Origin of the sequence: Salmonella sp. NW177 (assembly GCF_051811585.1) — a bacterium.
GTDB lineage: Bacteria > Pseudomonadota > Gammaproteobacteria > Enterobacterales > Enterobacteriaceae > Salmonella > Salmonella enterica.
On the sequence record NZ_JAMMZV010000002.1, the window covers coordinates 500979 to 521438 of the forward strand.

Genomic DNA, 20460 nt, shown 5'->3' on the forward strand with positions numbered 1-20460 from the left:
GATATTAATAATGGTTACAAGTGTAAGGACTCAGCCCCCCGTCATAATGCCAGGTATGCAGACCGAGATCAAAACGCAGGCCACGAATCTTGCGGCGAATCTTTCCGCAGTCAGAGAAAGTGCCACAACGACGCTGTCAGGGGAAATTAGAGGCCCGCAACTGGAAGATTTTCCCGCGCTGATCAAACAGGCGAGTCTGGATGCGTTGTTTAAATGCGGGAAAGACGCTGAGGCGTTAAAAGAAGTTTTTACCAATTCAAATAATGTCGCCGGTAAGAAAGCGATAATGGAGTTTGCCGGGCTCTTTCGTTCAGCGCTCAACGCCACCAGTGATTCTCCTGCGGCGAAGACGCTACTGATGAAGGTGGGGGCAGAGTATACCGCGCAAATCATAAAAGATGGCCTGAAAGAAAAGTCAGCTTTTGGGCCATGGCTGCCAGAAACAAAGAAAGCGGAAGCGAAGCTGGAAAACCTGGAAAAGCAGCTGTTAGATATCATCAAAAATAACACTGGCGGTGAATTAAGTAAATTATCGACGAATCTTGTTATGCAGGAGGTGATGCCCTATATTGCCAGCTGCATTGAACATAACTTTGGCTGTACGTTGGATCCGTTAACCCGCAGCAGTCTTACGCAGCTTGTTGACAAAGCGGCGGCGAAGGCGGTTGAGGCGCTTGATATGTGCCACCAAAAATTAACGCAAGAGCAGGGTACCAGCGTAGGACGGGAAGCCCGGCACCTTGAAACGCAAACGTTGATACCCCTGCTGCTACGTAATGTTTTTGCACAAATTCCTGCAGATAAACTGCCTGACCCTAAAATTCCGGAACCTGCGGCTGGACCAGTACCTGATGGTGGGAAAAAAGCAGAACCTACGGGTATTAATATCAATATTAATATTGATAGCAGTAGCCATAGCGTGGATAACAGTAAGCATATTAACAATAGCCGAAGCCATGTCGATAATAGCCAGCGCCATATCGATAATAGCAACCATGATAATAGCCGGAAGACGATTGATAATAGCCGAACATTTATTGATAACAGCCAACGCCATGGCGAGTCACACCATTCGACTAACAGCAGCAACGTAAGTCATAGTCATTCGCGTGTGGATTCGACTACGCATCAAACGGAGACGGCACACAGCGCCAGCACAGGGGCAATTGACCATGGCATCGCGGGTAAAATTGACGTCACGGCTCATGCGACGGCAGAGGCTGTGACCAACTCTTCATCCGAAAGTAAAAATGGAAAGGTGGTCACGTCAGAAAAGGGCACTACGGGTGAAACCCCCTCTTTTGATGAAGTCGATGGCGTAACCAGCAAGAGCATTATCGGCAAGCCGGTACAGGCCACGGTGCACGGCGTTGATGATAATAAACAGCAAAGCCAGACGGCAGAGATTGTGAATGTGAAGCCGCTTGCCAGTCAACTGGCTGGCGTCGAGAATGTTAAAATCGATACCTTACAATCAGACTCGACGGTAATTACAGGTAATAAAGCCGGTACGACCGATAATGATAATAGCCAGACAGATAAGACTGGCCCATTTTCTGGTTTGAAGTTTAAGCAAAATAGTTTCCTCTCAACAGTACCGAGCGTTACGAATATGCATTCAATACATTTCAACGCCCGTGAGGCGTTTTTGGGTGTGATACGTAAAGCCCTGGAGCCGGATACCTCCACACCGTTCCCTGTACGCAGAGCGTTTGACGGCTTGCGTGGGGAAATATTACCCAATGACACGATAAAGAGTGCAGCGTTGAAAGCGCAATGTAGCGATATTGACAAGCACCCAGAATTGAAAGCGAAAATGGATACGCTTAAAGAGGTCATTACTCATCATCCACAAAAAGAAAAACTGGCTGAGATTGCACTGCAGTTTGCCAGAGAGGCGGGGTTGACCAGGCAAAAAGGGGAAACTGACTATGTGTTAAGTAATGTGCTGGACGGCCTTATCGGAGACGGTAGCTGGCGAGCTGGCCCAGCTTACGAGTCATACCTGAATAAACCTGGCGTGGATCGGGTTATTACTACCGTTGATGGCTTGCACATGCAGCGTTAATTAACCGGGAAAGATGCGATGAATATGGATATTGAAGCAAGAGTCAAAAAAGTGATCACCTCCTGTATTGCCGTTGATGTTGATAGTATCAATGGTCAGACCCATCTGGTTGAGGATCTTTATGCTGACTCATTGGATTTAATTGATATTGTATTTGGGCTTAGTGAGGAGTTTGACATTAGTTGCAATGAAAACGATCTTCCGGATATGACGACCTTTGCGGATATATGCCGTGTTGTTAAAAAAAGTCTTGAGTCCAGGGTGTAGTATTTTTCTCTCGCTCGACAACAATTGAACAAGATTAATTGTTATGAAAATCATCACACATGTAGTACCCGGTTCAGGTATGGCTGCAATATATGATGATATTGCTGACAGTCCGCGTTTTGTTATTAAAGGCAAGTTACGTCATGTTGAAAATGATCCGAAGGAGCTGCTGATATGTGTTCCGATGCGTAGTGAATGGCTATTCTACTGGATTAAAGGAGAGAAATATTGCGCCCGGCGATGGGCGCGAAAAAGTATCAAGTCATTGTGTAACCAGATTAAATTTGAAGAAGCAATCTTATAAAAGATATAATTCAAGAGGAAAGTAAATTGCAAGCACACCAGGATATTATCGCTAATATTGGTGAGAAATTGGGTTTACCGCTCACTTTTGACGACAACAATCAGTGCTTATTACTACTCGATAGAGATATTTTTACGTCTATTGAAGCTAAAGATGATATCTGGTTATTGAACGGTATGATTATACCGTTATCGCCTGTTTGTGGCGATTCTATCTGGCGGCAGATTATGGTGATTAATGGTGAACTGGCTGCGAATAATGAAGGTACGTTAGCGTATATTGATGCTGCAGAGACGTTGTTGTTTATACATGCAATTACCGATCTGACAAATACTTACCATATTATATCGCAGCTTGAGTCATTTGTGAATCAGCAGGAAGCGCTCAAAAACATACTGCAGGAATATGCTAAAGTATGAGGAGAGAAAATTGAATAATTTAACGTTGTCTTCGTTTTCAAAAGTTGGTGTGTCGAATGATGCCCGACTTTATATTGCTAAGGAAAATACTGATAAGGCATATGTTGCGCCTGAAAAATTTTCGTCAAAAGTATTAACCTGGCTTGGAAAAATGCCGTTATTTAAAAACACTGAAGTGGTGCAAAAACATACGGAAAATATCAGAGTACAGGACCAAAAGATTTTACAGACATTTCTCCATGCACTAACGGAAAAATATGGGGAAACAGCGGTTAATGACGCACTGTTAATGTCCCGTATAAATATGAACAAACCCCTTACCCAACGTTTAGCAGTGCAGATCACGGAGTGTGTAAAAGCTGCCGACGAAGGGTTTATAAACCTTATTAATAGCAAGGATAATGTTGGTGTCAGGAATGCCGCTTTAGTCATAAAAGGCGGCGATACAAAAGTGGCAGAAAAAAATAACGATGTTGGAGCAGAAAGTAAGCAACCTTTACTCGATATCGCGCTAAAGGGACTTAAAAGAACATTACCGCAACTGGAACAAATGGATGGAAATAGCCTGCGAGAAAACTTCCAGGAGATGGCTTCAGGTAACGGCCCGCTGCGTTCATTAATGACGAATTTACAGAATTTAAATAAAATTCCAGAGGCTAAACAACTTAATGATTATGTTACAACGTTAACAAATATTCAGATAGGAGCAGACAGGTTCTCACAATGGGGAACCTGTGGGGGAGTGGTTGAGAGGTGGATTGATAAAGCCTCTACCCATGAATTAACCCAGGCTGTAAAAAAAATTCACGTTATTGCTAAAGAACTGAAAAACGTTACAGCTGAACTTGAGAAAATAAAAGCCGGCGCGCCAATGCCACAGACGATGAGCGGACCGACACTGGGCCTGGCACGGTTTGCGGTCAGCAGCATTCCAATTAATCAGCAAACCCAGGTGAAACTGAGCGATGGAATGCCTGTGCCAGTGAATACGTTAACTTTTGACGGTAAGCCTGTGGCATTAGCCGGTTCGTACCCAAAAAATACGCCGGATGCGCTGGAAGCGCATATGAAAATGCTTCTTGAAAAAGAATGTTCGTGCCTGGTGGTGTTAACGTCGGAAGATCAGATGCAGGCAAAACAATTACCACCCTATTTCAGAGGGAGCTACACCTTTGGCGAGGTGCATACCAACAGCCAAAAAGTGAGCTCAGCCAGTCAGGGAGGTGCGGTAGACCAATACAATATGCAACTGTCCTGCGGAGAAAAGCGGTATACAATCCCGGTATTACATGTCAAAAATTGGCCAGATCACCAGCCGTTACCGTCTACTAATCAGTTAGAATACCTGGCGGATATTGTGAAAAATAGTAACCAAAATGGCGCGCCGGGGCGTAGTTCACCAGATAAGCATTTACCGATGATTCATTGTCTGGGCGGAGTGGGGAGAACCGGAACGATGGCGGCGGCCCTTGTACTTAAGGATAATCCTCATAGTAATCTGGAGCAGGTACGTGCAGATTTCCGGGATTCACGGAACAATAGAATGCTGGAAGACGCCTCACAGTTTGTACAACTAAAAGCAATGCAAGCCCAGTTGCTTATGACGACGGCAAGCTGATAAAAACATAGCTTACTTTTAGAACTATCTGAAAGTAAGCTATTCCTGTCTCATTATTTGTTTACCGCGATAGAAAGTCTTTTGTTTTTCTCTTCTGCTGACATCCCTTTTAATTTTCTGTAATTCTCCCAAATTTTTTTAGCATAACGTTTCCTTATATCCGATCGTTTCGGTGACGTCCCCGCATTATAAGCGCCAACGGCCTCCCAGCTATAACCGTAGATTTTCATCATATCTGATAAAATGGATGCGCCCACAATGACAGAAATGCAGGGGTCCTGTAACAACTGTTTTTCACTAATCCCCATTTTTTTCAGCCTTTTCATATGGAAGCTGTTAATTTGCATCAGGCCAAGATCGGTTGAACCATCTCGGTTATGACCAATGGCGCCAGGTTTCATCGCCGATTCCTGCTGGGCGATAGCGTAAAGTAGTTCGGATTCAATATTGAACATTTTTTCAGCCTGAAGCCAGCAATCAGCCCATGCTGTATTTATGCTAAGCAACCAGATTACGATGATAAAAAAATAATGCATATCTCCTCTCTCAGATTTTACCGTAATTTAATCAAGCGGGGATCCTGTTTCCATCTTTTGAACCAAATATTGTCTTCGTTTTTAAATTTATTCCACATTTTCTCGGCAATAGCTTCGCCGTGGGCAACCAGCACTAACGGTAATAATCCCGGATTATTATCAATACGCTGTTCGCTTTCCAGAAACTCTCTTATCGTCGGTAAGGCACGCTCACTATTCTGACAGTATTCAGCATAAAGAAGATTAACAGCAATAAGCCCTGTTATTTCCTGCGTGGATATTTCTTTAGTTAATTTTCGTGCCAGTTCATGTTTACCTTTAAGCGAAAGAAACATAACCTGCATACTTAATAATATTGGATTATCCTGCAGGTGTTGTGAGCGTAATTCATCGCCTAAACGTATAGCATCATCAATACCGGTATGATAATAGGTAATCCACAGCTTAGTGATCCCTGCGGCTGCGCGCGTTGGGTCCAATTTTAAACACTCATTAATCGTTTGTAAGGCCTCCTCCAACTGACCAGCCATGAAGAGATTCCAGCCATAATAATATTTAATATCTGCAGAGATGGGCGAAAGTAAGTTAGCTTGTTTGAATAGCAAACTCCCGACGATGTATTCTGAATGAATTGTATTAATTAGCCCCAGTAATCCTAAAGCTTGTGGATTATTGTGGTCCAGCTCTGTCGCCTTAATCGCATGTTCTTTAGCTTTGATCATGGCGTTTTGTTTATCAAAAATCCCCATTTGCGCCATGCTGAGGTAGCATTCTGCCAGCGCACAGTAAGGCGCAATGCTGTTTGGCGACATGTTAATGCATTGAGTCAGCAATTTAAGCGCTTGCTGTAAGCTATAGGGGGTGTATTGATTTAACTCATGCTTACCGCGTAAGTAAACCATGGTACTGTCAATCGAATTTAGCTCGCTAATCTGCTTTGTGTCCCAGCGGAGCCCGGGAATACATCTGAGCAAAAGATTCGCAATTTTGTTTTGCAAGAGAGAAGCGGGTTGGTGTTCTATCAACTTAATGCTTTCCTGGTGCAGCAGGTGATAACCTTTAACCCGAACTATCTCGATCTGTACAATATTATCATTGCCATCGGGTATCATCTGCCCGGAGATATAATAATCGGGGCGTAATTGATCCATGAGCTCAAGAATATCCTTAACACTGCGGCAGTTCTTCGTAATGGTCACCGGCAGCACGCTCAGGCCAAAGGGCGCATACTGCGATAATCCCTTCACGATAGAGTAATGCAGACTCTCGGATTGAACCTGATCCTGCATCTGAAAAGGAAGTATCGCCAATGTATGAGTTGTAGGTTGCGGCGCTGGCGGAGACACCACTACGACCGGACGATTAAACCGATAGCCCTGTCCGTACAGTGTTTCAATGTAACGATGCTCTTTATCTTCCGACAGAATACGTCGTAAGGCATAAATACAGCGGGTAAGAGATTCTTCGTTAACTTCCGCGTCGCCCCATACCTGGTCCAGTAAGGTGTTTTTACTGACAATCTCGCCGGCGGCTTCGAGCAGGATGACCAGAACGGCATATTCTTTTGGCGGAATATTGACTTTCTTTTCTGAGCGTAGCAGGGAGCCGTCCATGTTGAGTATGAAATCATCAAAGACGAATTTTTTATTCGATACAGGAACAGGATTAAAATGTGGCATGATAATAGTGTATTCTCTTACAGGGTGAAAAGTTATAATAACTAATACAAGTCGTTAGGATAGAATCTACTGTTTCAGTAATTCTGCTGTTAGTACTAACGGTCAGGTTGAGCTTTTATTATGAGCTTAATGTCATATTGTACGGGCTCGGGTTTATATGTTTTTAACATTTGATTATTTAGCTTATGCCTGTGCTTTAAATAACTGACATATTGGTAATAATATTGTTATAACTAACCGTGATTATTGAATGGACGCTGTCGTATATCCTGGAGCAGAGAGTCAGCGCCGGGCATCTAAATATTTACATATTTAACTTGGCCTCATTGCAATAGAGATTAGTTTTGTAGCTATCTTACTGCATTTTTTGGGGGTGTAAATGCTGCTTATTATATCTTCATGGTTAATGGTCTGATAATTACACCATCAGAACCATTTTTCTCGAAGATTTCCACTAAATGACCATTCGTTGAAAGTTTAAGAGTGTAATTTGTCTTAGGTTCCAAAATATAAATGAAAAACTGTTTTTAATGGTGCGCTTATTTTTATATTTTTTTGCAAAATAATGATATCGTCTTTTCTTTACTCCCTTCAGCTATCGCGTCAAAAAGGCAGGGGGTTTATGAGCAGTATCATCCTCAGGCTGGCCCCCTGGCATTATATCGATATCAGGAGGAAGAGAAGAGGTATGCCAGGCAGAAGCTAACAAGCGTGACTGTTTCGGTGTAGACCGTTCAGGCAAATAGTTCTCAGAGGGAACGGATGATGTATAAATATGAATAAAATGCCGGCCTTAATCCACAGGGTTAAAGCCGGAAGGAGATAGTGTCATCTGGACGAATTCTTACGCTGTGAATAAGGCAATATCGGTTTACCAGTCATCATAGCGATGACAAGTTCACAAAAATCGTGTTATATAATCAGCCTTACTTTAAATTACCAGAGATATCAGTATAAGCTGTCTTCCGGACAGAACAATGATGTTGAATAGCCTCCCATCCTGATATAGCGTGTTAATGCGCAGTCTGAATTTTAAATTATTACAATTTTAATAAAAATCTTTACTTGAGTGACTGATACAAAAAATGTTAATGGTTCGCCATTTTTATGAATGTCGATGGCGTAGTTTTAAAATATTTTTTGAAACATTGAATGAAGTAGGACGTGCTGTCATAACCACATTTTAATGCTACAGCATTAACATTATGGTTGCCTATGCGTAAAAGTTTTGCTGCCTGATTCATTCTTGCCGATAAGTAGATGTCGCTAAAGCTGGTACCTTCTTCTGCAAGTTTCCGTTTGAGCGTTGACGTACTCATAAATATATGATCGGCAACATCCGTAAGCTTCCACTGTCTACTGGGTGACGAAGATATAATGTTGTAAACGCGCTCCTTTAACGTTATCTGAGCCGAGCTAAGGATGATCTCATAACTCTCCGGGAGTCGGAGAAAAGCAGTAAGCAGGAACAGCAGAAAATAAGGAATTAACTCTTCATTTTCAATACAACTCTTGTTGTTACAGTTACTGCAACCTTTGCTTGTATCCTTCGTACAGGAGAACGCCGTTTTCAGATGTTCAAATACCTCTCTTCTGGCAGGAAAGTCAGGCGTATAGAAGATTTTCTGCGCTTTCTCTGTGGGTACCGCCATTTTTGTTTGCTGCTCGTTTGGGATAAGTGCATAGAGAGCGCCAAGTCGTTGCGTCGGTATCTCGAGTATATCGAAATCCATGTGGCCATTGACCTCTTCAAGCGTCACGTTAACTACCTGCTCTTTTTTGAGCACCAACATCCCAGGTTCGTCACAGTAAATCGTATCGTGATTATTGCTAATCGTCAGTTTACCGCTCCGAAAGCAAACTAAAGTGAAACTGCTTACATAAAGATTTTTGATGGTAACCTGCTGAGTCTGACTTTTAATTTGCTGCCGGGTATTTGTCAAAAGTGATTTTAATTTCTGTAAGTTATCTGCGGCAGGACGCTGATGACTATTACTTACAAAGGTTACATTTTCCATATTATCCCTTTGTTGATGTTATTTTAATGTTCCTTACTGGTATCCTACTGAAAAAATCTGAGTTGTAAATGCTCTTTATTAGCGTGTGTTGGCAATGGTCTGATTGTTACACCAAAAGAACCCAAATTTGGGTAATTTATCTACAGTAGTTTAAGCTCCAATGGGGATGATGGTTCTTTTAATATGTGTTGAGACGCATTATACAGAATAAATTGATTTTATTTCTCACTTTTCATTCTATTTTCATCAGGAATCCCTGTGTCCTGTGCGGTAATCTGCTGCTATCGAGAACGACAGACATCGCTAACAGTATATATGGAAACATCAAAAGAGAAGACGATAACAAGCCCTGGGCCATACATAGTTCGATTACTTAACAGCTCACTGAACGGCTGTGAGTTTCCATTGCTGACAGGCCGAACACTCTTTGTGGTAGGTCAGAGTGATGCGCTCACTGCTTCAGGCCAACTCCCTGATATACCTGCCGATAGCTTTTTTATCCCGCTGGACCATGGCGGAGTAAATTTTGAAATCCAGGTGGATACGGATGCGACCGAAATTATACTCCATGAGCTGAAAGAAGGAAATTCTGAATCTCGTTCGGTGCAATTAAATACACCAATACAGGTCGGTGAATTGCTTATCCTGATTCGCCCGGAAAGCGAGCCGTGGGTGCCCGAGCAGCCTGAGAAGTTAGAAACGTCTGAAAAAAAGAACGAGCCGCGTTTTAAAAACGGAATTGTAGCCGCACTGGCCGGGTTTTTTATATTGGGAATTGGGACGGTGGGGACGTTATGGATACTTAACTCGCCGCAGCGGCAGGCCGCAGAGCTCGATTCGTTATTGGGGCAGGAGAAAGAGCGCTTTCAGGTGTTGCCAGGACGGGACAAAATGCTCTATGTCGCTGCGCAAAATGAAAGAGATACGCTGTGGGCTCGTCAGGTTTTAGCGAGGGGCGATTATGATAAAAATGCGCGAGTGATTAACGAAAACGAAGAAAATAAGCGTATCTCTACCTGGCTGGATACCTATTATCCTCAGCTGGCTTATTATCGGCTTCATTTCGATGAGCCGCGTAAACCCGTTTTCTGGCTAAGCCGCCAGCGAAACACGATGAGCAAGAAAGAGCTCGAGGTGTTAAGTCAAAAGCTGAGAGCGCTAATGCCTTACGCGGATTCGGTTAACATCACGTTGATGGACGATGTTACCGCCGCAGGCCAGGCCGAAGCGGGGCTAAAACAGCAGGCGTTACCTTATTCCCGCAGGAATCATAAGGGGGGCGTAACGTTTGTTATTCAGGGGGCGCTCGATGATGTAGAAATACTCAGAGCCCGTCAATTTGTCGATAGCTATTACCGCACATGGGGAGGACGCTATGTGCAGTTTGCGATCGAATTAAAAGATGACTGGCTCAAAGGGCGCTCATTTCAGTACGGGGCGGAAGGTTATATCAAAATGAGCCCAGGCCATTGGTATTTCCCAAGCCCACTTTAATTTAACGCAAATAAGGAAGTCATTATGGCAACACCTTGGTCAGGCTATCTGGATGACGTCTCAGCAAAATTTGATACGGGCGTTGATAATCTACAAACGCAGGTAACAGAGGCGCTGGATAAATTAGCAGCAAAACCCTCCGATCCGGCGCTACTGGCGGCGTATCAGAGTAAGCTCTCGGAATATAACTTGTACCGTAACGCGCAATCGAACACGGTAAAAGTCTTTAAGGATATTGATGCTGCCATTATTCAGAACTTCCGTTAATCAGTTATAAGGTGGATTATGTCGATTGCAACTATTGTCCCTGAGAATGCCGTTATAGGGCAGGCGGTCAATATCAGGTCTATGGAAACGGACATTGTCTCGCTGGATGACCGGCTACTCCAGGCTTTTTCTGGTTCGGCGATTGCCACGGCTGTGGATAAACAGACGATTACCAACAGGATTGAGGACCCTAATCTGGTGACGGATCCCAAAGAGCTGGCTATTTCGCAAGAGATGATTTCAGATTATAACCTGTATGTTTCTATGGTAAGTACCCTTACTCGTAAAGGAGTCGGGGCTGTTGAAACGCTATTACGCTCATGATTCGTCGATATCTATATACCTTTTTGCTGGTAATGACCCTTGCCGGCTGTAAGGATAAGGATCTTTTAAAAGGACTGGACCAGGAACAGGCTAATGAGGTCATTGCCGTTCTGCAAATGCACAATATAGAAGCGAATAAAATTGATAGCGGAAAATTGGGCTATAGCATTACCGTTGCTGAGCCTGATTTTACCGCTGCGGTGTACTGGATTAAAACTTATCAGCTTCCTCCCCGGCCACGGGTGGAAATAGCGCAGATGTTCCCGGCGGATTCGCTGGTATCGTCTCCGCGAGCTGAAAAGGCCAGGTTATATTCGGCTATTGAACAGCGACTGGAACAGTCATTACAGACGATGGAGGGCGTGCTCTCCGCCAGGGTCCATATTAGTTATGATATTGATGCTGGTGAAAATGGCCGCCCGCCAAAACCTGTTCATCTGTCGGCATTAGCCGTATATGAACGAGGTTCGCCGCTTGCGCATCAGATCAGCGATATCAAGCGTTTCTTAAAGAATAGTTTTGCCGATGTGGATTATGACAACATTTCTGTTGTGTTGTCAGAACGTTCTGATGCCCAATTACAGGCTCCCGGCACACCAGTAAAACGTAATTCTTTTGCAACCAGTTGGATTGTGTTGATTATTTTGTTATCCGTGATGTCAGCAGGCTTTGGCGTCTGGTATTACAAAAACCATTATGCCCGCAATAAGAAAGGCATAACGACTGATGATAAGGCGAAATCGTCAAATGAATAGGCAGCCATTACCCATTATCTGGCAAAGAATCATTTTTGATCCGTTATCGTATATCCATCCTCAGCGGTTGCAGATAGCGCCGGAAATGATTGTCAGACCCGCCGCCAGGGCGGCGGCAAATGAGTTAATACTGGCGGCATGGCGGCTTAAGAACGGAGAAAAGGAGTGTATTCAAAACTCACTGACGCAGCTGTGGCTGCGTCAGTGGCGCCGACTGCCGCAAGTAGCGTATTTACTCGGTTGCCATAAACTGAGAGCCGATCTGGCAAGGCAGGGAGCCTTGCTTGGCCTGCCGGATTGGGCGCAAGCATTTTTGGCAATGCATCAGGGAACAAGTTTATCTGTCTGCAATAAGGCGCCGAATCACCGGTTTTTACTTAGCGTCGGGTATGCACAGTTAAATGCCCTGAATGAATTTTTACCTGAATCTTTAGCACAGCGTTTTCCTTTGCTTTTTCCTCCATTTATTGAGGAGGCATCGAAGCAGGATGCTGTAGAAATGTCAATTTTGCTACTGGCCTTACAATATGCTCAAAAATATCCCAATTCCGTCCCCGCTTTCGCCTGTTGAGGGGATACTGATAAAGCGTAAAACGCTGGAACGTTATTTCTCTATTGAAAGATTAGAACAGCAGGCGCATCAACGGGCTAAGCGTATTTTGCGAGAGGCGGAAGAAGAGGCAAAGACCTTGCGGATGTACGCCTATCAGGAAGGTTACGAGCAGGGAATGATAGACGCGTTACAGCAGGTCGCCGCTTATCTTACTGATAATCAGACAATGGCCTGGAAGTGGATGGAAAAAATACAGATTTATGCCCGCGAGTTATTTTCAGCTGCGGTCGACCATCCCGAAACGCTTTTAACCGTCCTGGATGAGTGGCTGAGGGATTTCGATAAGCCTGAGGGGCAACTTTTTTTAACACTACCAGTTAACGCGAAAAAAGATCACCAAAAACTGATGGTGTTGCTTATGGAGAACTGGCCAGGCACTTTTAATCTTAAATATCATCAGGAACAGCGCTTTATCATGAGTTGCGGCGATCAGATCGCAGAATTTTCACCTGAACAATTTGTTGAAACGGCAGTAGGCGTCATTAAGCATCATCTTGATGAACTTCCACAAGACTGCCGGACGATTTCTGATAACGCTATTAACGCACTTATTGATGAATGGAAGACAAAAACGCAAGCATTGTAAAATGGAGGTTATAAGGTGATACCGGGTACGATTCCGACTTCTTATTTGGTCCCGACAGCGGATACTGAAGCGACGGGTGTGGTTTCGTTGAGTGCCAGGGCCGCTATGCTGAATAATGTGGATAGCGCGCCTTTAAGCAATGGCGGCGACGTTGATCTTTATGATGCATTCTACCAACGACTTTTGGCGCTTCCTGAGTCAGCCTCTTCTGAAACGCTTAAAGATAGCATTTATCAAGAGATGAATGCCTTCAAAGATCCGAAAAGTGGTGATTCGGCTTTTGTTTCTTTTGAGCAGCAAACGGCTATGCTACAAAACATGTTAGCAAAAGTTGAACCGGGCACCCATTTATATGAGGCTTTAAACGGGGTATTAGTTGGTACAATGAATGCACAGTCACAAATGACCTCCTGGATGCAGGAGATTATTTTATCGGGCGGGGAAAACAAAGAGGCAATTGACTGGTGAACCACCCATTGCTGGCGATTTGTGATAAGGTATGGTGTATATATTAGCAAATAATGCAGAAAATGCACCATGCCAGTGTATCTATCTTATTGATGTATATGGATTATTAAGGTATCTGCCAGGCGTTTTATTCTGAAATGATTATATTAATATTGTAAGCTTCCATTACAAAATTGTGCATAAAGTTTGTAAGAGTATCTTTTTGTGACGAAATGAACGCGCGTTGGAATGTAATTATTGGCTATAATAATAAAAAAATCGGATTTAAATCATCTCTGTGAGTTTTAATTATTTGTTTATAAGAATATAACGATTTTGAGTTCCTTATAGCACACAGGATAAAATATGGTATTGCCTTCAATGAATAAATCAGTTGAGGCCATTAGCAATAATCACCTTCAACAGCCGAACAAATTTCCATTAATAAATGGATTAGCTGACGTAAGAGACTATTATGTCGCAAACTGCTTATTGTTTAAACTTAATAAAGGCAGTTTGCGAATTGAAAACGAATTTGGGGAGTTCATCGAACAATCTGCGCCGTGTTTATTTTTATTGGAAAAAGATCAAACAATCACGCTTAGTATGAGCGAAATAGAAGGGCATATTGATTTTTCTTCACTGGAAGTTTCCTATGACTTAATGCAAAAATTCTACAAAGTTTTTTACAGTACAAGAAACTATAATGATCGAGAGCTATCATTAAAAACGAAACCAAAGTATTTTTTTCATGCGGACTTGTTGCCAGGGATGAGTGATACTTTTGACTCTATTTTGCATGGTGTGGCATGTCCACGGGTTTGTAGTAATGTGAGTATTGATGATCATGATTATTCATATTTCTCATTGATGTATCTTATATCGGCATTTGTACGTAAGCCCGGTGGGTTTGATTTCCTTGAGCGAGCAATAAAAATTACGACAAAAGAGAAAGTTTATAACATTATTATCAGCGATCTCACCCGCAAATGGTCACAGGCTGAGGTGGCAGGAAAGCTGTTTATGAGCGTATCAAGTCTGAAGCGAAAACTGGCCGCTGAAGAGGTGAGTTTTAGCAAAATATACCTGGATGCTCGTATGAATCAGGCTATAAAATTATTACGTATGGGGGCTGGAAATATTTCACAAGTCGCGACGATGTGTGGCTATGATACGCCTTCTTATTTTATCGCTATTTTTAAACGGCATTTTAAGATTACACCGCTTAGCTTTATGCGTACAATGAACCATTGATTTGTGAAATTATTTTAAACGTTACTATCTGTTTGCGTTACAGATACCAAATATTTTTTTAATCGTAGTGTATATTTCAGTATCGCTACACCAGTGATATATAGTTAATGAAAGGGAATCGAAAGCGTTCATTGTCAGACATACATGGCCACCAGGCGTCGGGCAATCGTTGTACTCTAAGAGATTACAGTAAAGTAAAACAGCAAATTTAATCATTATCAGATTTGTAAAAGGAATTCATTTCGGTAACGACATTGCGCATGTAATAACGTATCTGGTCTTATTACCTTTGTAGTAAGAAGGCGTTATCTACTTGCGCAGTAGTCGCCCAGGAAGAAAAATCATTACCGAAGCTGTGGTCAGTTTTCAAAAAAGGATAAATAAATGAGAAATGTAATTATATACGGTATTAACTGGACTAATTGTTATGCCCTTCAGTCTATTTTTAAGCAAAAATATCCGGAAAAGTGCGTTAAAACGTGTAACTCATTAACTGCACTTTTGCATTCTCTATCCGATATGCCGGACGCCGGGCTGATTTTAGCTTTGAACCCGCATGAGCATGTTTATCTTTTTCATGCGTTGCAAACGCGGTTGCAGAACCGTAAAGTTTTGGTAGTGGCAGATCGCTTGTATTATATCGATCGCTGTGTGCTGCAATATTTTGGCGTTATGGATTATGTTTTAAAAGACGAACTATCCTGCGCTATCCGCTCGGATCGAGAGAAGCTCCGTCTTCCGGAAGCCTGGCTGCGTTTCTGCCACAGGCCACAAAAGAAAACCGTGGCTGCTACGTATGCTTTTAATGCCGGCGAGACGCCGGAAGAGGTATTGTTTAATATCAATCAATACGCCTGGTGGAATCTACCTCCCGGCGTCACTCAGGCGAAATATGCGCTGCTTATATTATTATCCTCCGGACATCCGGCAATTGAACTGGCGAAAAAATTTGGTCTGGGAACAAAAACCGTTAGTATTTATCGTAAGAAGGTTATGTATCGTTTGGGGATGGACTCTTCACCGCTATCGCTGTTCCGGGGACTGAAACTAGACGCGCATTTACAGCGCACTGCTTTTGCACATAACCCTGCTGTACCTGACGATAATTGCGCGTTACCGATTGCGGTAGGAATGAATTAAACTATTTTTTATCATTTATGACCATGTGTTGAGCTTTTATTATAAAAAAGATTTTTTGAATAGTAATTCTTATATATAATCATCTGGAGGTGATTGGTTGCCTGGCTCAATCATTGAGGCATATTTTTGCGGGCAATATATTGAATCTGAAAAGTTAAAGATGATATTTTCGGTGCAGGAGCTATCATGTGGAGGGAAAAGTATGCTAAGTCCTACGGCTCGTAATATGGGGGCGAGTTTATCGCCTCAGCCTGACGTCAGCGGGGAGCTAAACACCGAAGCATTGACCTGTATTGTTGAGCGTCTGGAAAGTGAAATTATAGATGGTAGCTGGATTCATATCAGTTACGAGGAAACCGATCTCGAAATGATGCCTTTTCTTGTTGCACAGGCCAATAAGAAGTATCCAGAGTTAAATCTTAAATTTGTTATGTCAGTCCATGAGCTTGTTTCCTCTATAAAGGAGACCAGAATGGAAGGCGTTGAATCTGCCCGATTTATCGTAAATATGGGAAGTTCAGGTATCCATATTTCAGTCGTCGATTTTAGAGTTATGGACGGAAAGACATCGGTGATTTTGTTCGAACCAGCAGCGTGTAGCGCTTTTGGACCTGCTTTACTGGCGTTGAGGACCAAAGCAGCTCTTGAACGTGAACAATTGCCTGATTGTTATTTTGCTATGGTCGAGCTGGACATTCAACGAAGCTCTTCTGAATGTGGTATTTTTAGCCTGGCGCTCGCCAAAAAACTTCAGCTTGAATTTATGAACTTAGTAAAAATTCATGAAGATAATATTTGTGAACGTCTGTGTGGTGAAGAACCTTTTCTCCCGTCTGATAAAGCAGACCGTTATCTGCCGGTGAGTTTTTACAAACATACTCAAGGCGTACAACGATTAAATGAATATGTGCAGGCCAATCCGGCGGCGGGAAGCAGTATAGTAAACAAAAAGAATGAAACGCTTTATGAGCGATTCGATAACAATGCCGTTATGCTAAACGATAAAAAACTCTCTATATCCGCTCATAAAAAAAGGATAGCTGAATATAAGTCTTTACTTAAACCGTAATGAAATTATAAGGTTGCCTGCCAGAGAAAATACTTCCAGCGCCATAAGACTACTCTATATTATGACCGTATGTTTCCTGAATAGCAGGCAAAAAAGTGTTAACCTTGCGCCTCTGGTACGATTTCATTACGCCTGTCACGCCATGTTGCGTAAATAAATACCGCAATAAACACGATGGCAAATAATACCACGATGGTCGGCGCTGGCGCGCTATCAAGATAAAAAGACAGATAAACGCCCGCAAAAGCGGTAATAACTGACAGACTCACCGCTAATCCTAGCGCGCGCGCAAAGCGTCGCGTCAGCAAAATGGCAATTGCGCCGGGGGCGATAAGCAATGAAATCGACAGAATAATGCCCACCGATTTCAGCGTGGCGACGATAGTCAGCGCAATCATACATAGCAGGCCATAATGCAGTAGTGTCGTATTCAGCCCGCTGGCTTTCGCCTGGTGCGGGTCAAAAGCGTGTAGCAGGAGATCTTTCCATTTCAGCCCAATGATTAACGCAATACCCAGTGCAATAACTGACGTTTGTACGATATCCCCCAGCGATACGCCCAGCATATCCCCAAACAGGATGTGATCCAGATGCACTTCCGATTGAATAGAAACATAGAGCACCAGACCTGCGCCAAACATCCCGGAAAAGACGATGCCCATCACCGTATCACGTTTGATGCGGCTGTTATCGTCCAGATAACCGGTCGCGATAGCGCAAAATAATCCGGCAATGAAAGCGCCAATCGCCAGGGGGATCCCCACAATATATGCCAGCACGACCCCGGGGAATACCGCATGACTCATTGCATCGCCCATTAACGCCCAGCCTTTTAACACTAAAAACACGGACAGTAAGGCGCAGGGAATCGCCACAATGACCGAAACCATAAGGGCGTTCACCATAAAATCAAACTGAAAGGGTTCCAGTAACGTTGTTAAGAACATGTCGGCTCCTTCTGCAGGCGGGCGCGTCGACGGTTGGCTAACAGACCGTGTTTCGGGGCGAAAATAAAGGCTGTGATGAACAGTAAGGTTTGCATGACGACAATAATTCCGCCAGTGGCGCCATCCAGCCAGTAGCTAAGCCATGCGCCCAGAAAACTGGTCAGGCTACCAATCACGACGGCAATCATGAGCAGACGTGGAAAACGGTCGGTGAGTAACCAGGCCGTCGCGCCCGGCGTGACGACGAGACAGATCACCAGGAACGCCCCAACGGTTTGCAGGGCCGCCACGGTAGAGACGGACAATAGAGTGAAAAACAACAGCTTTAGTCGACCCGGATTAAGCCCGATAGAACGCGCATGGGTTTCATCGAAAAAGACGACCATCAGATCTTTCCACTTTAACAGCAGAATCGTCAGCGAGACTGCGCCGATAATCGCCAGTTGCGCAATATCCGCTGGCGCGATCGCCAGCACGTTGCCGAGAATAATCGTCTGGATATTCACCGACATCGGATTGAGCGACACCATAAAAAGGCCGACGCCAAAAAAAGAGGAGAAGATAAGCCCGATAATCGCGTCTTCTTTCAGGCGTGAGCGTTGGTTAAGAAAGAGCATACTGCCTGCCGCCAGTCCGCCGGAAAGAAACGCGCCGAGCGAGAAGGGCAGTCCTAACATCCAGGCGCCAGCGACGCCAGGCACAATAGAGTGAGATAGCGCATCGCCAATGAGCGACCAGCCTTTGAGCATCAAATAGCAGGAGAGAAACGCGCACAGACCGCCCACCATCGCGGAGACCCACATCGCGTTGAGCATATACTGGTAGCCAAACGGCTCAATAAGCCAGTTCATGACGATTTTCCTCCGCTGGCCACGCGCCGGGAAATAAAGGGGCGCTCGTCATCGGTGATGATGTGCTCTTCACCTCCGCTTAGCGCGATATGACGTAGAACGCCGCTAAACGCCTGTTCCAGATTCGCGGCGGTAAACGTGGTTTCGGTAGGGCCGCTGGCCAGTACGGTTCCTTTAATCATTACCGTATAGTCGCAAAACTCGGTGACGGAGCCGAGATTATGCGTTGAGACCAGCATCGTGCGGCCTTCATCGCGCAGTTCCCGCAGTAGATCGATGATTCGCGCTTCGGTTTTTACATCCACGCCGGTAAAAGGTTCATCCAGCAGGATTACCTGTCCATCCTGAGCGATGGCCCTGGCAAGAAACACACGTTTTTTCTGCCCGCCGGACAGCTCGCCAATCTGCCTGTGACGATACTCCTGCATATCTACCCGCGCCAGCGCGGCGTCAACACAGGCGTGATCATGCGCAGTGGGACGGCGTAGCCAGCCCATATGGCCGTAGCGTCCCATCATCACCACATCTTCTACCAGCACCGGAAATGACCAGTCCACTTCTTCTGATTGCGGAACATAAGCAATGAGGTTTTTTTTCAGCGCCTTGTTGACTGACTGTTGCAGGATAGTGATATCGCCCTGCGCAAGATGCACAAAGCCCATTAACGCTTTAAATAACGTAGACTTACCGGAACCATTTACGCCTACCAGCGCGGCGATTGAACCGCCAGGCACCTGAAAAGTGGCGTCCCGTAGGGCGGTATGACCGTTGCGATACGTCACCGTGACTTGATCAACGGTAATCGCAGATTGACTCATTGTTGACTCCTCAGTCCGTCGTTAATGCCGTTGACGATGGTTTCGGTCGTGACGCGCAGCAGATCCAGATAGGTTGGCACAGGGCCGTCAGCGGCGCTCAGAGAATCGACATACAGCACGCCGCCATAATGCGCGCCGGATTCACGCGCGACCTGACGGGCCGGTTTATCGGAAACCGTACTCTCGCTAAAGATGGCGGGAATATGGTGCTTTTTAATGGTATCAATCACTTTACGCACCTGTTTTGGCGTCCCCTGTTGATCGGCGTTAATTGGCCAGAGATAAAGCTCTTTCATGTCATTATCGCGCGCCAGGTAAGAGAACGCGCCTTCACTGGTGACCAGCCAGCGCTGATCGGCGGGAATTTTTTCCAGTTCGGCACGCAACGGATCGGCCATCTGGCGAATTTTCGCTTTATAGCGTTCGGCATTTTGCTTATAGATCTGCGCATTATCCGGATCGTACTTCACCAGGGCGTCGCGAATGTTATCGACATAAATCAGCGCGTTTTCTGCCGACATCCAGGCGTGCGGGTTCGGTTTACCGTTATACGGGCCTTCGGTAATGCCCATCGGTTTGACACCGGTGGAGACGACGACTTCCGGTACGCCGGAAAGGTGCTGATAAAAGCGGGCGAACCATCGCTCCAGGTTCAGACCATTCGCGAGGATAAGCTGTGCCCCCTGCGCTCGTTTAATATCGCCGGGCGTTGGCTGATACTCATGGATTTCAGCGCCGGGTTTGGTAATCGAGCTGACTTCCGCTGCGTCGCCCGCCACGTTTTTCGCCATGTCGGCAATAACGGTAAACGTGGTGATGACTTTAAATTTCTCTTTTGCATAGGCTGGCGATAGCGCGAGTATCGCGACAATACCGGCAATCAGGAGTGTTTTCAGACGATGTAGATTCGTCATAGTATCCCTCGCAACAATGTGGTTAATTAATCATCGAATATAGCCTTTGCTATGTTATATAGCACAAGGTAT

The 20460-nt window shown here is 44.5% G+C and carries 22 protein-coding genes; 15 read left to right on the top strand and 7 right to left on the bottom strand.

Features of this window, described 5'->3' with window-relative positions; all coding sequences use genetic code 11:
- Window positions 1–10 precede the first annotated feature (10 nt).
- The 5 genes from sipA to sptP are packed head-to-tail and all read left to right on the top strand — an operon-like array spanning window position 11 to window position 4676.
- Complete coding sequence (sipA, locus tag NA986_RS09090; protein WP_023216110.1) at window positions 11–2068, top strand: SPI-1 type III secretion system effector SipA; 2058 nt, start codon at window positions 11–13, stop codon at window positions 2066–2068.
- An 18-nt stretch (window positions 2069–2086) separates the two neighbouring features.
- Window positions 2087–2335 carry an acyl carrier protein gene (locus NA986_RS09095; protein WP_001055579.1) on the top strand — a complete coding sequence of 83 codons (249 nt, stop codon included), beginning with the start codon at window positions 2087–2089 and terminating at the stop codon, window positions 2333–2335.
- A 43-nt stretch (window positions 2336–2378) separates the two neighbouring features.
- Entirely contained in the window at window positions 2379–2639 is a 261-nt protein-coding gene (locus tag NA986_RS09100; protein ID WP_072206347.1) for a hypothetical protein, read from the top strand.
- Between the two features lie 26 nt (window positions 2640–2665).
- Window positions 2666–3058, top strand: a complete 393-nt coding sequence (gene sicP, locus NA986_RS09105; RefSeq protein WP_023216111.1) for a chaperone SicP — start codon at window positions 2666–2668, stop codon at window positions 3056–3058.
- Window positions 3045–4676, top strand: coding sequence for an SPI-1 type III secretion system effector GTPase-activating protein SptP (gene sptP, locus NA986_RS09110; protein ID WP_000922307.1), 1632 nt, complete (start codon window positions 3045–3047; stop codon window positions 4674–4676). The genes sicP and sptP overlap by 14 nt, the downstream gene beginning before the upstream one ends.
- 53 nt (window positions 4677–4729) lie before the next feature.
- Here the strand turns inward: sptP and iagB are convergent, their stop codons facing one another.
- The 3 genes from iagB to hilD all read right to left on the bottom strand — a co-directional run bounded on the left by iagB (window position 4730) and on the right by hilD (window position 8909).
- Window positions 4730–5212: an SPI-1 type III secretion system invasion protein IagB gene (gene iagB, locus NA986_RS09115; protein ID WP_000558930.1), complete on the bottom strand. Its 483-nt coding sequence runs from the start codon at window positions 5210–5212 to the stop codon at window positions 4730–4732.
- A gap of 17 nt (window positions 5213–5229) precedes the next feature.
- Complete coding sequence (hilA, locus tag NA986_RS09120) at window positions 5230–6891, bottom strand: transcriptional regulator HilA (protein WP_023216112.1); 1662 nt, start codon at window positions 6889–6891, stop codon at window positions 5230–5232.
- 1088 nt (window positions 6892–7979) lie between these two features.
- Complete coding sequence (gene hilD / locus NA986_RS09125) at window positions 7980–8909, bottom strand: transcriptional regulator HilD (RefSeq protein WP_000432699.1); 930 nt, start codon at window positions 8907–8909, stop codon at window positions 7980–7982.
- A gap of 315 nt (window positions 8910–9224) precedes the next feature.
- On the opposite strand from hilD, the gene prgH reads away from it, so the two are divergent.
- From prgH to avrA, 10 genes are all read left to right on the top strand, one after another.
- Window positions 9225–10403 carry a type III secretion system inner membrane ring protein PrgH gene (gene prgH / locus NA986_RS09130; protein WP_023216114.1) on the top strand — a complete coding sequence of 393 codons (1179 nt, stop codon included), beginning with the start codon at window positions 9225–9227 and terminating at the stop codon, window positions 10401–10403.
- Window positions 10404–10427: 24 nt separating this feature from the next.
- Window positions 10428–10670 (top strand): type III secretion system needle filament protein PrgI, encoded by a 243-nt coding sequence (prgI, locus tag NA986_RS09135; RefSeq protein WP_000235228.1) that lies wholly within the window; start codon window positions 10428–10430, stop codon window positions 10668–10670.
- Between the two features lie 18 nt (window positions 10671–10688).
- Entirely contained in the window at window positions 10689–10994 is a 306-nt protein-coding gene (gene prgJ, locus NA986_RS09140) for a type III secretion system inner rod protein PrgJ (RefSeq protein ID WP_000020431.1), read from the top strand.
- A complete protein-coding gene (gene prgK, locus NA986_RS09145) occupies window positions 10991–11749 on the top strand; it encodes a type III secretion system inner membrane ring lipoprotein PrgK (protein ID WP_000621239.1) in 759 nt (252 codons plus the stop codon). Before prgJ ends, prgK begins: the two co-directional genes overlap by 4 nt.
- A complete protein-coding gene (gene orgA, locus NA986_RS09150; RefSeq protein ID WP_001591231.1) occupies window positions 11721–12320 on the top strand; it encodes an oxygen-regulated invasion protein OrgA in 600 nt (199 codons plus the stop codon). Before prgK ends, orgA begins: the two co-directional genes overlap by 29 nt.
- Window positions 12277–12948, top strand: a complete 672-nt coding sequence (orgB, locus tag NA986_RS09155) for a type III secretion system linker protein OrgB (protein ID WP_000916655.1) — start codon at window positions 12277–12279, stop codon at window positions 12946–12948. Before orgA ends, orgB begins: the two co-directional genes overlap by 44 nt.
- 15 nt (window positions 12949–12963) lie before the next feature.
- Window positions 12964–13416, top strand: a complete 453-nt coding sequence (locus NA986_RS09160) for a type III secretion system effector protein OrgC (protein ID WP_000612177.1) — start codon at window positions 12964–12966, stop codon at window positions 13414–13416.
- A gap of 345 nt (window positions 13417–13761) precedes the next feature.
- Window positions 13762–14649, top strand: coding sequence for an invasion transcriptional regulator HilC (gene hilC / locus NA986_RS09165; protein WP_000243998.1), 888 nt, complete (start codon window positions 13762–13764; stop codon window positions 14647–14649).
- Between the two features lie 384 nt (window positions 14650–15033).
- Window positions 15034–15789: a transcriptional regulator SprB gene (gene sprB, locus NA986_RS09170; RefSeq protein ID WP_001246665.1), complete on the top strand. Its 756-nt coding sequence runs from the start codon at window positions 15034–15036 to the stop codon at window positions 15787–15789.
- A gap of 160 nt (window positions 15790–15949) precedes the next feature.
- Complete coding sequence (gene avrA, locus NA986_RS09175) at window positions 15950–16858, top strand: type III secretion system YopJ family effector AvrA (RefSeq protein WP_077944723.1); 909 nt, start codon at window positions 15950–15952, stop codon at window positions 16856–16858.
- A gap of 98 nt (window positions 16859–16956) precedes the next feature.
- On the opposite strand, the gene sitD is transcribed toward avrA, so the two are convergent.
- From sitD to sitA, 4 genes are read right to left on the bottom strand one after another with little or no spacing between them, the layout of a single operon-like run.
- Window positions 16957–17805 carry an iron/manganese ABC transporter permease subunit SitD gene (gene sitD / locus NA986_RS09180; RefSeq protein WP_000480209.1) on the bottom strand — a complete coding sequence of 283 codons (849 nt, stop codon included), beginning with the start codon at window positions 17803–17805 and terminating at the stop codon, window positions 16957–16959.
- A complete protein-coding gene (gene sitC, locus NA986_RS09185; protein WP_023216116.1) occupies window positions 17796–18656 on the bottom strand; it encodes an iron/manganese ABC transporter permease subunit SitC in 861 nt (286 codons plus the stop codon). The genes sitD and sitC overlap by 10 nt, the downstream gene beginning before the upstream one ends.
- The gene (sitB, locus tag NA986_RS09190; RefSeq protein WP_000083153.1) at window positions 18653–19474 is read right to left on the bottom strand and encodes an iron/manganese ABC transporter ATP-binding protein SitB; all 822 of its coding nucleotides are present in this window, start codon (window positions 19472–19474) and stop codon (window positions 18653–18655) included. Before sitB ends, sitC begins: the two co-directional genes overlap by 4 nt.
- Complete coding sequence (gene sitA / locus NA986_RS09195; protein ID WP_000182930.1) at window positions 19471–20388, bottom strand: iron/manganese ABC transporter substrate-binding protein SitA; 918 nt, start codon at window positions 20386–20388, stop codon at window positions 19471–19473. The genes sitB and sitA overlap by 4 nt, the downstream gene beginning before the upstream one ends.
- Window positions 20389–20460: the final 72 nt, after the last annotated feature.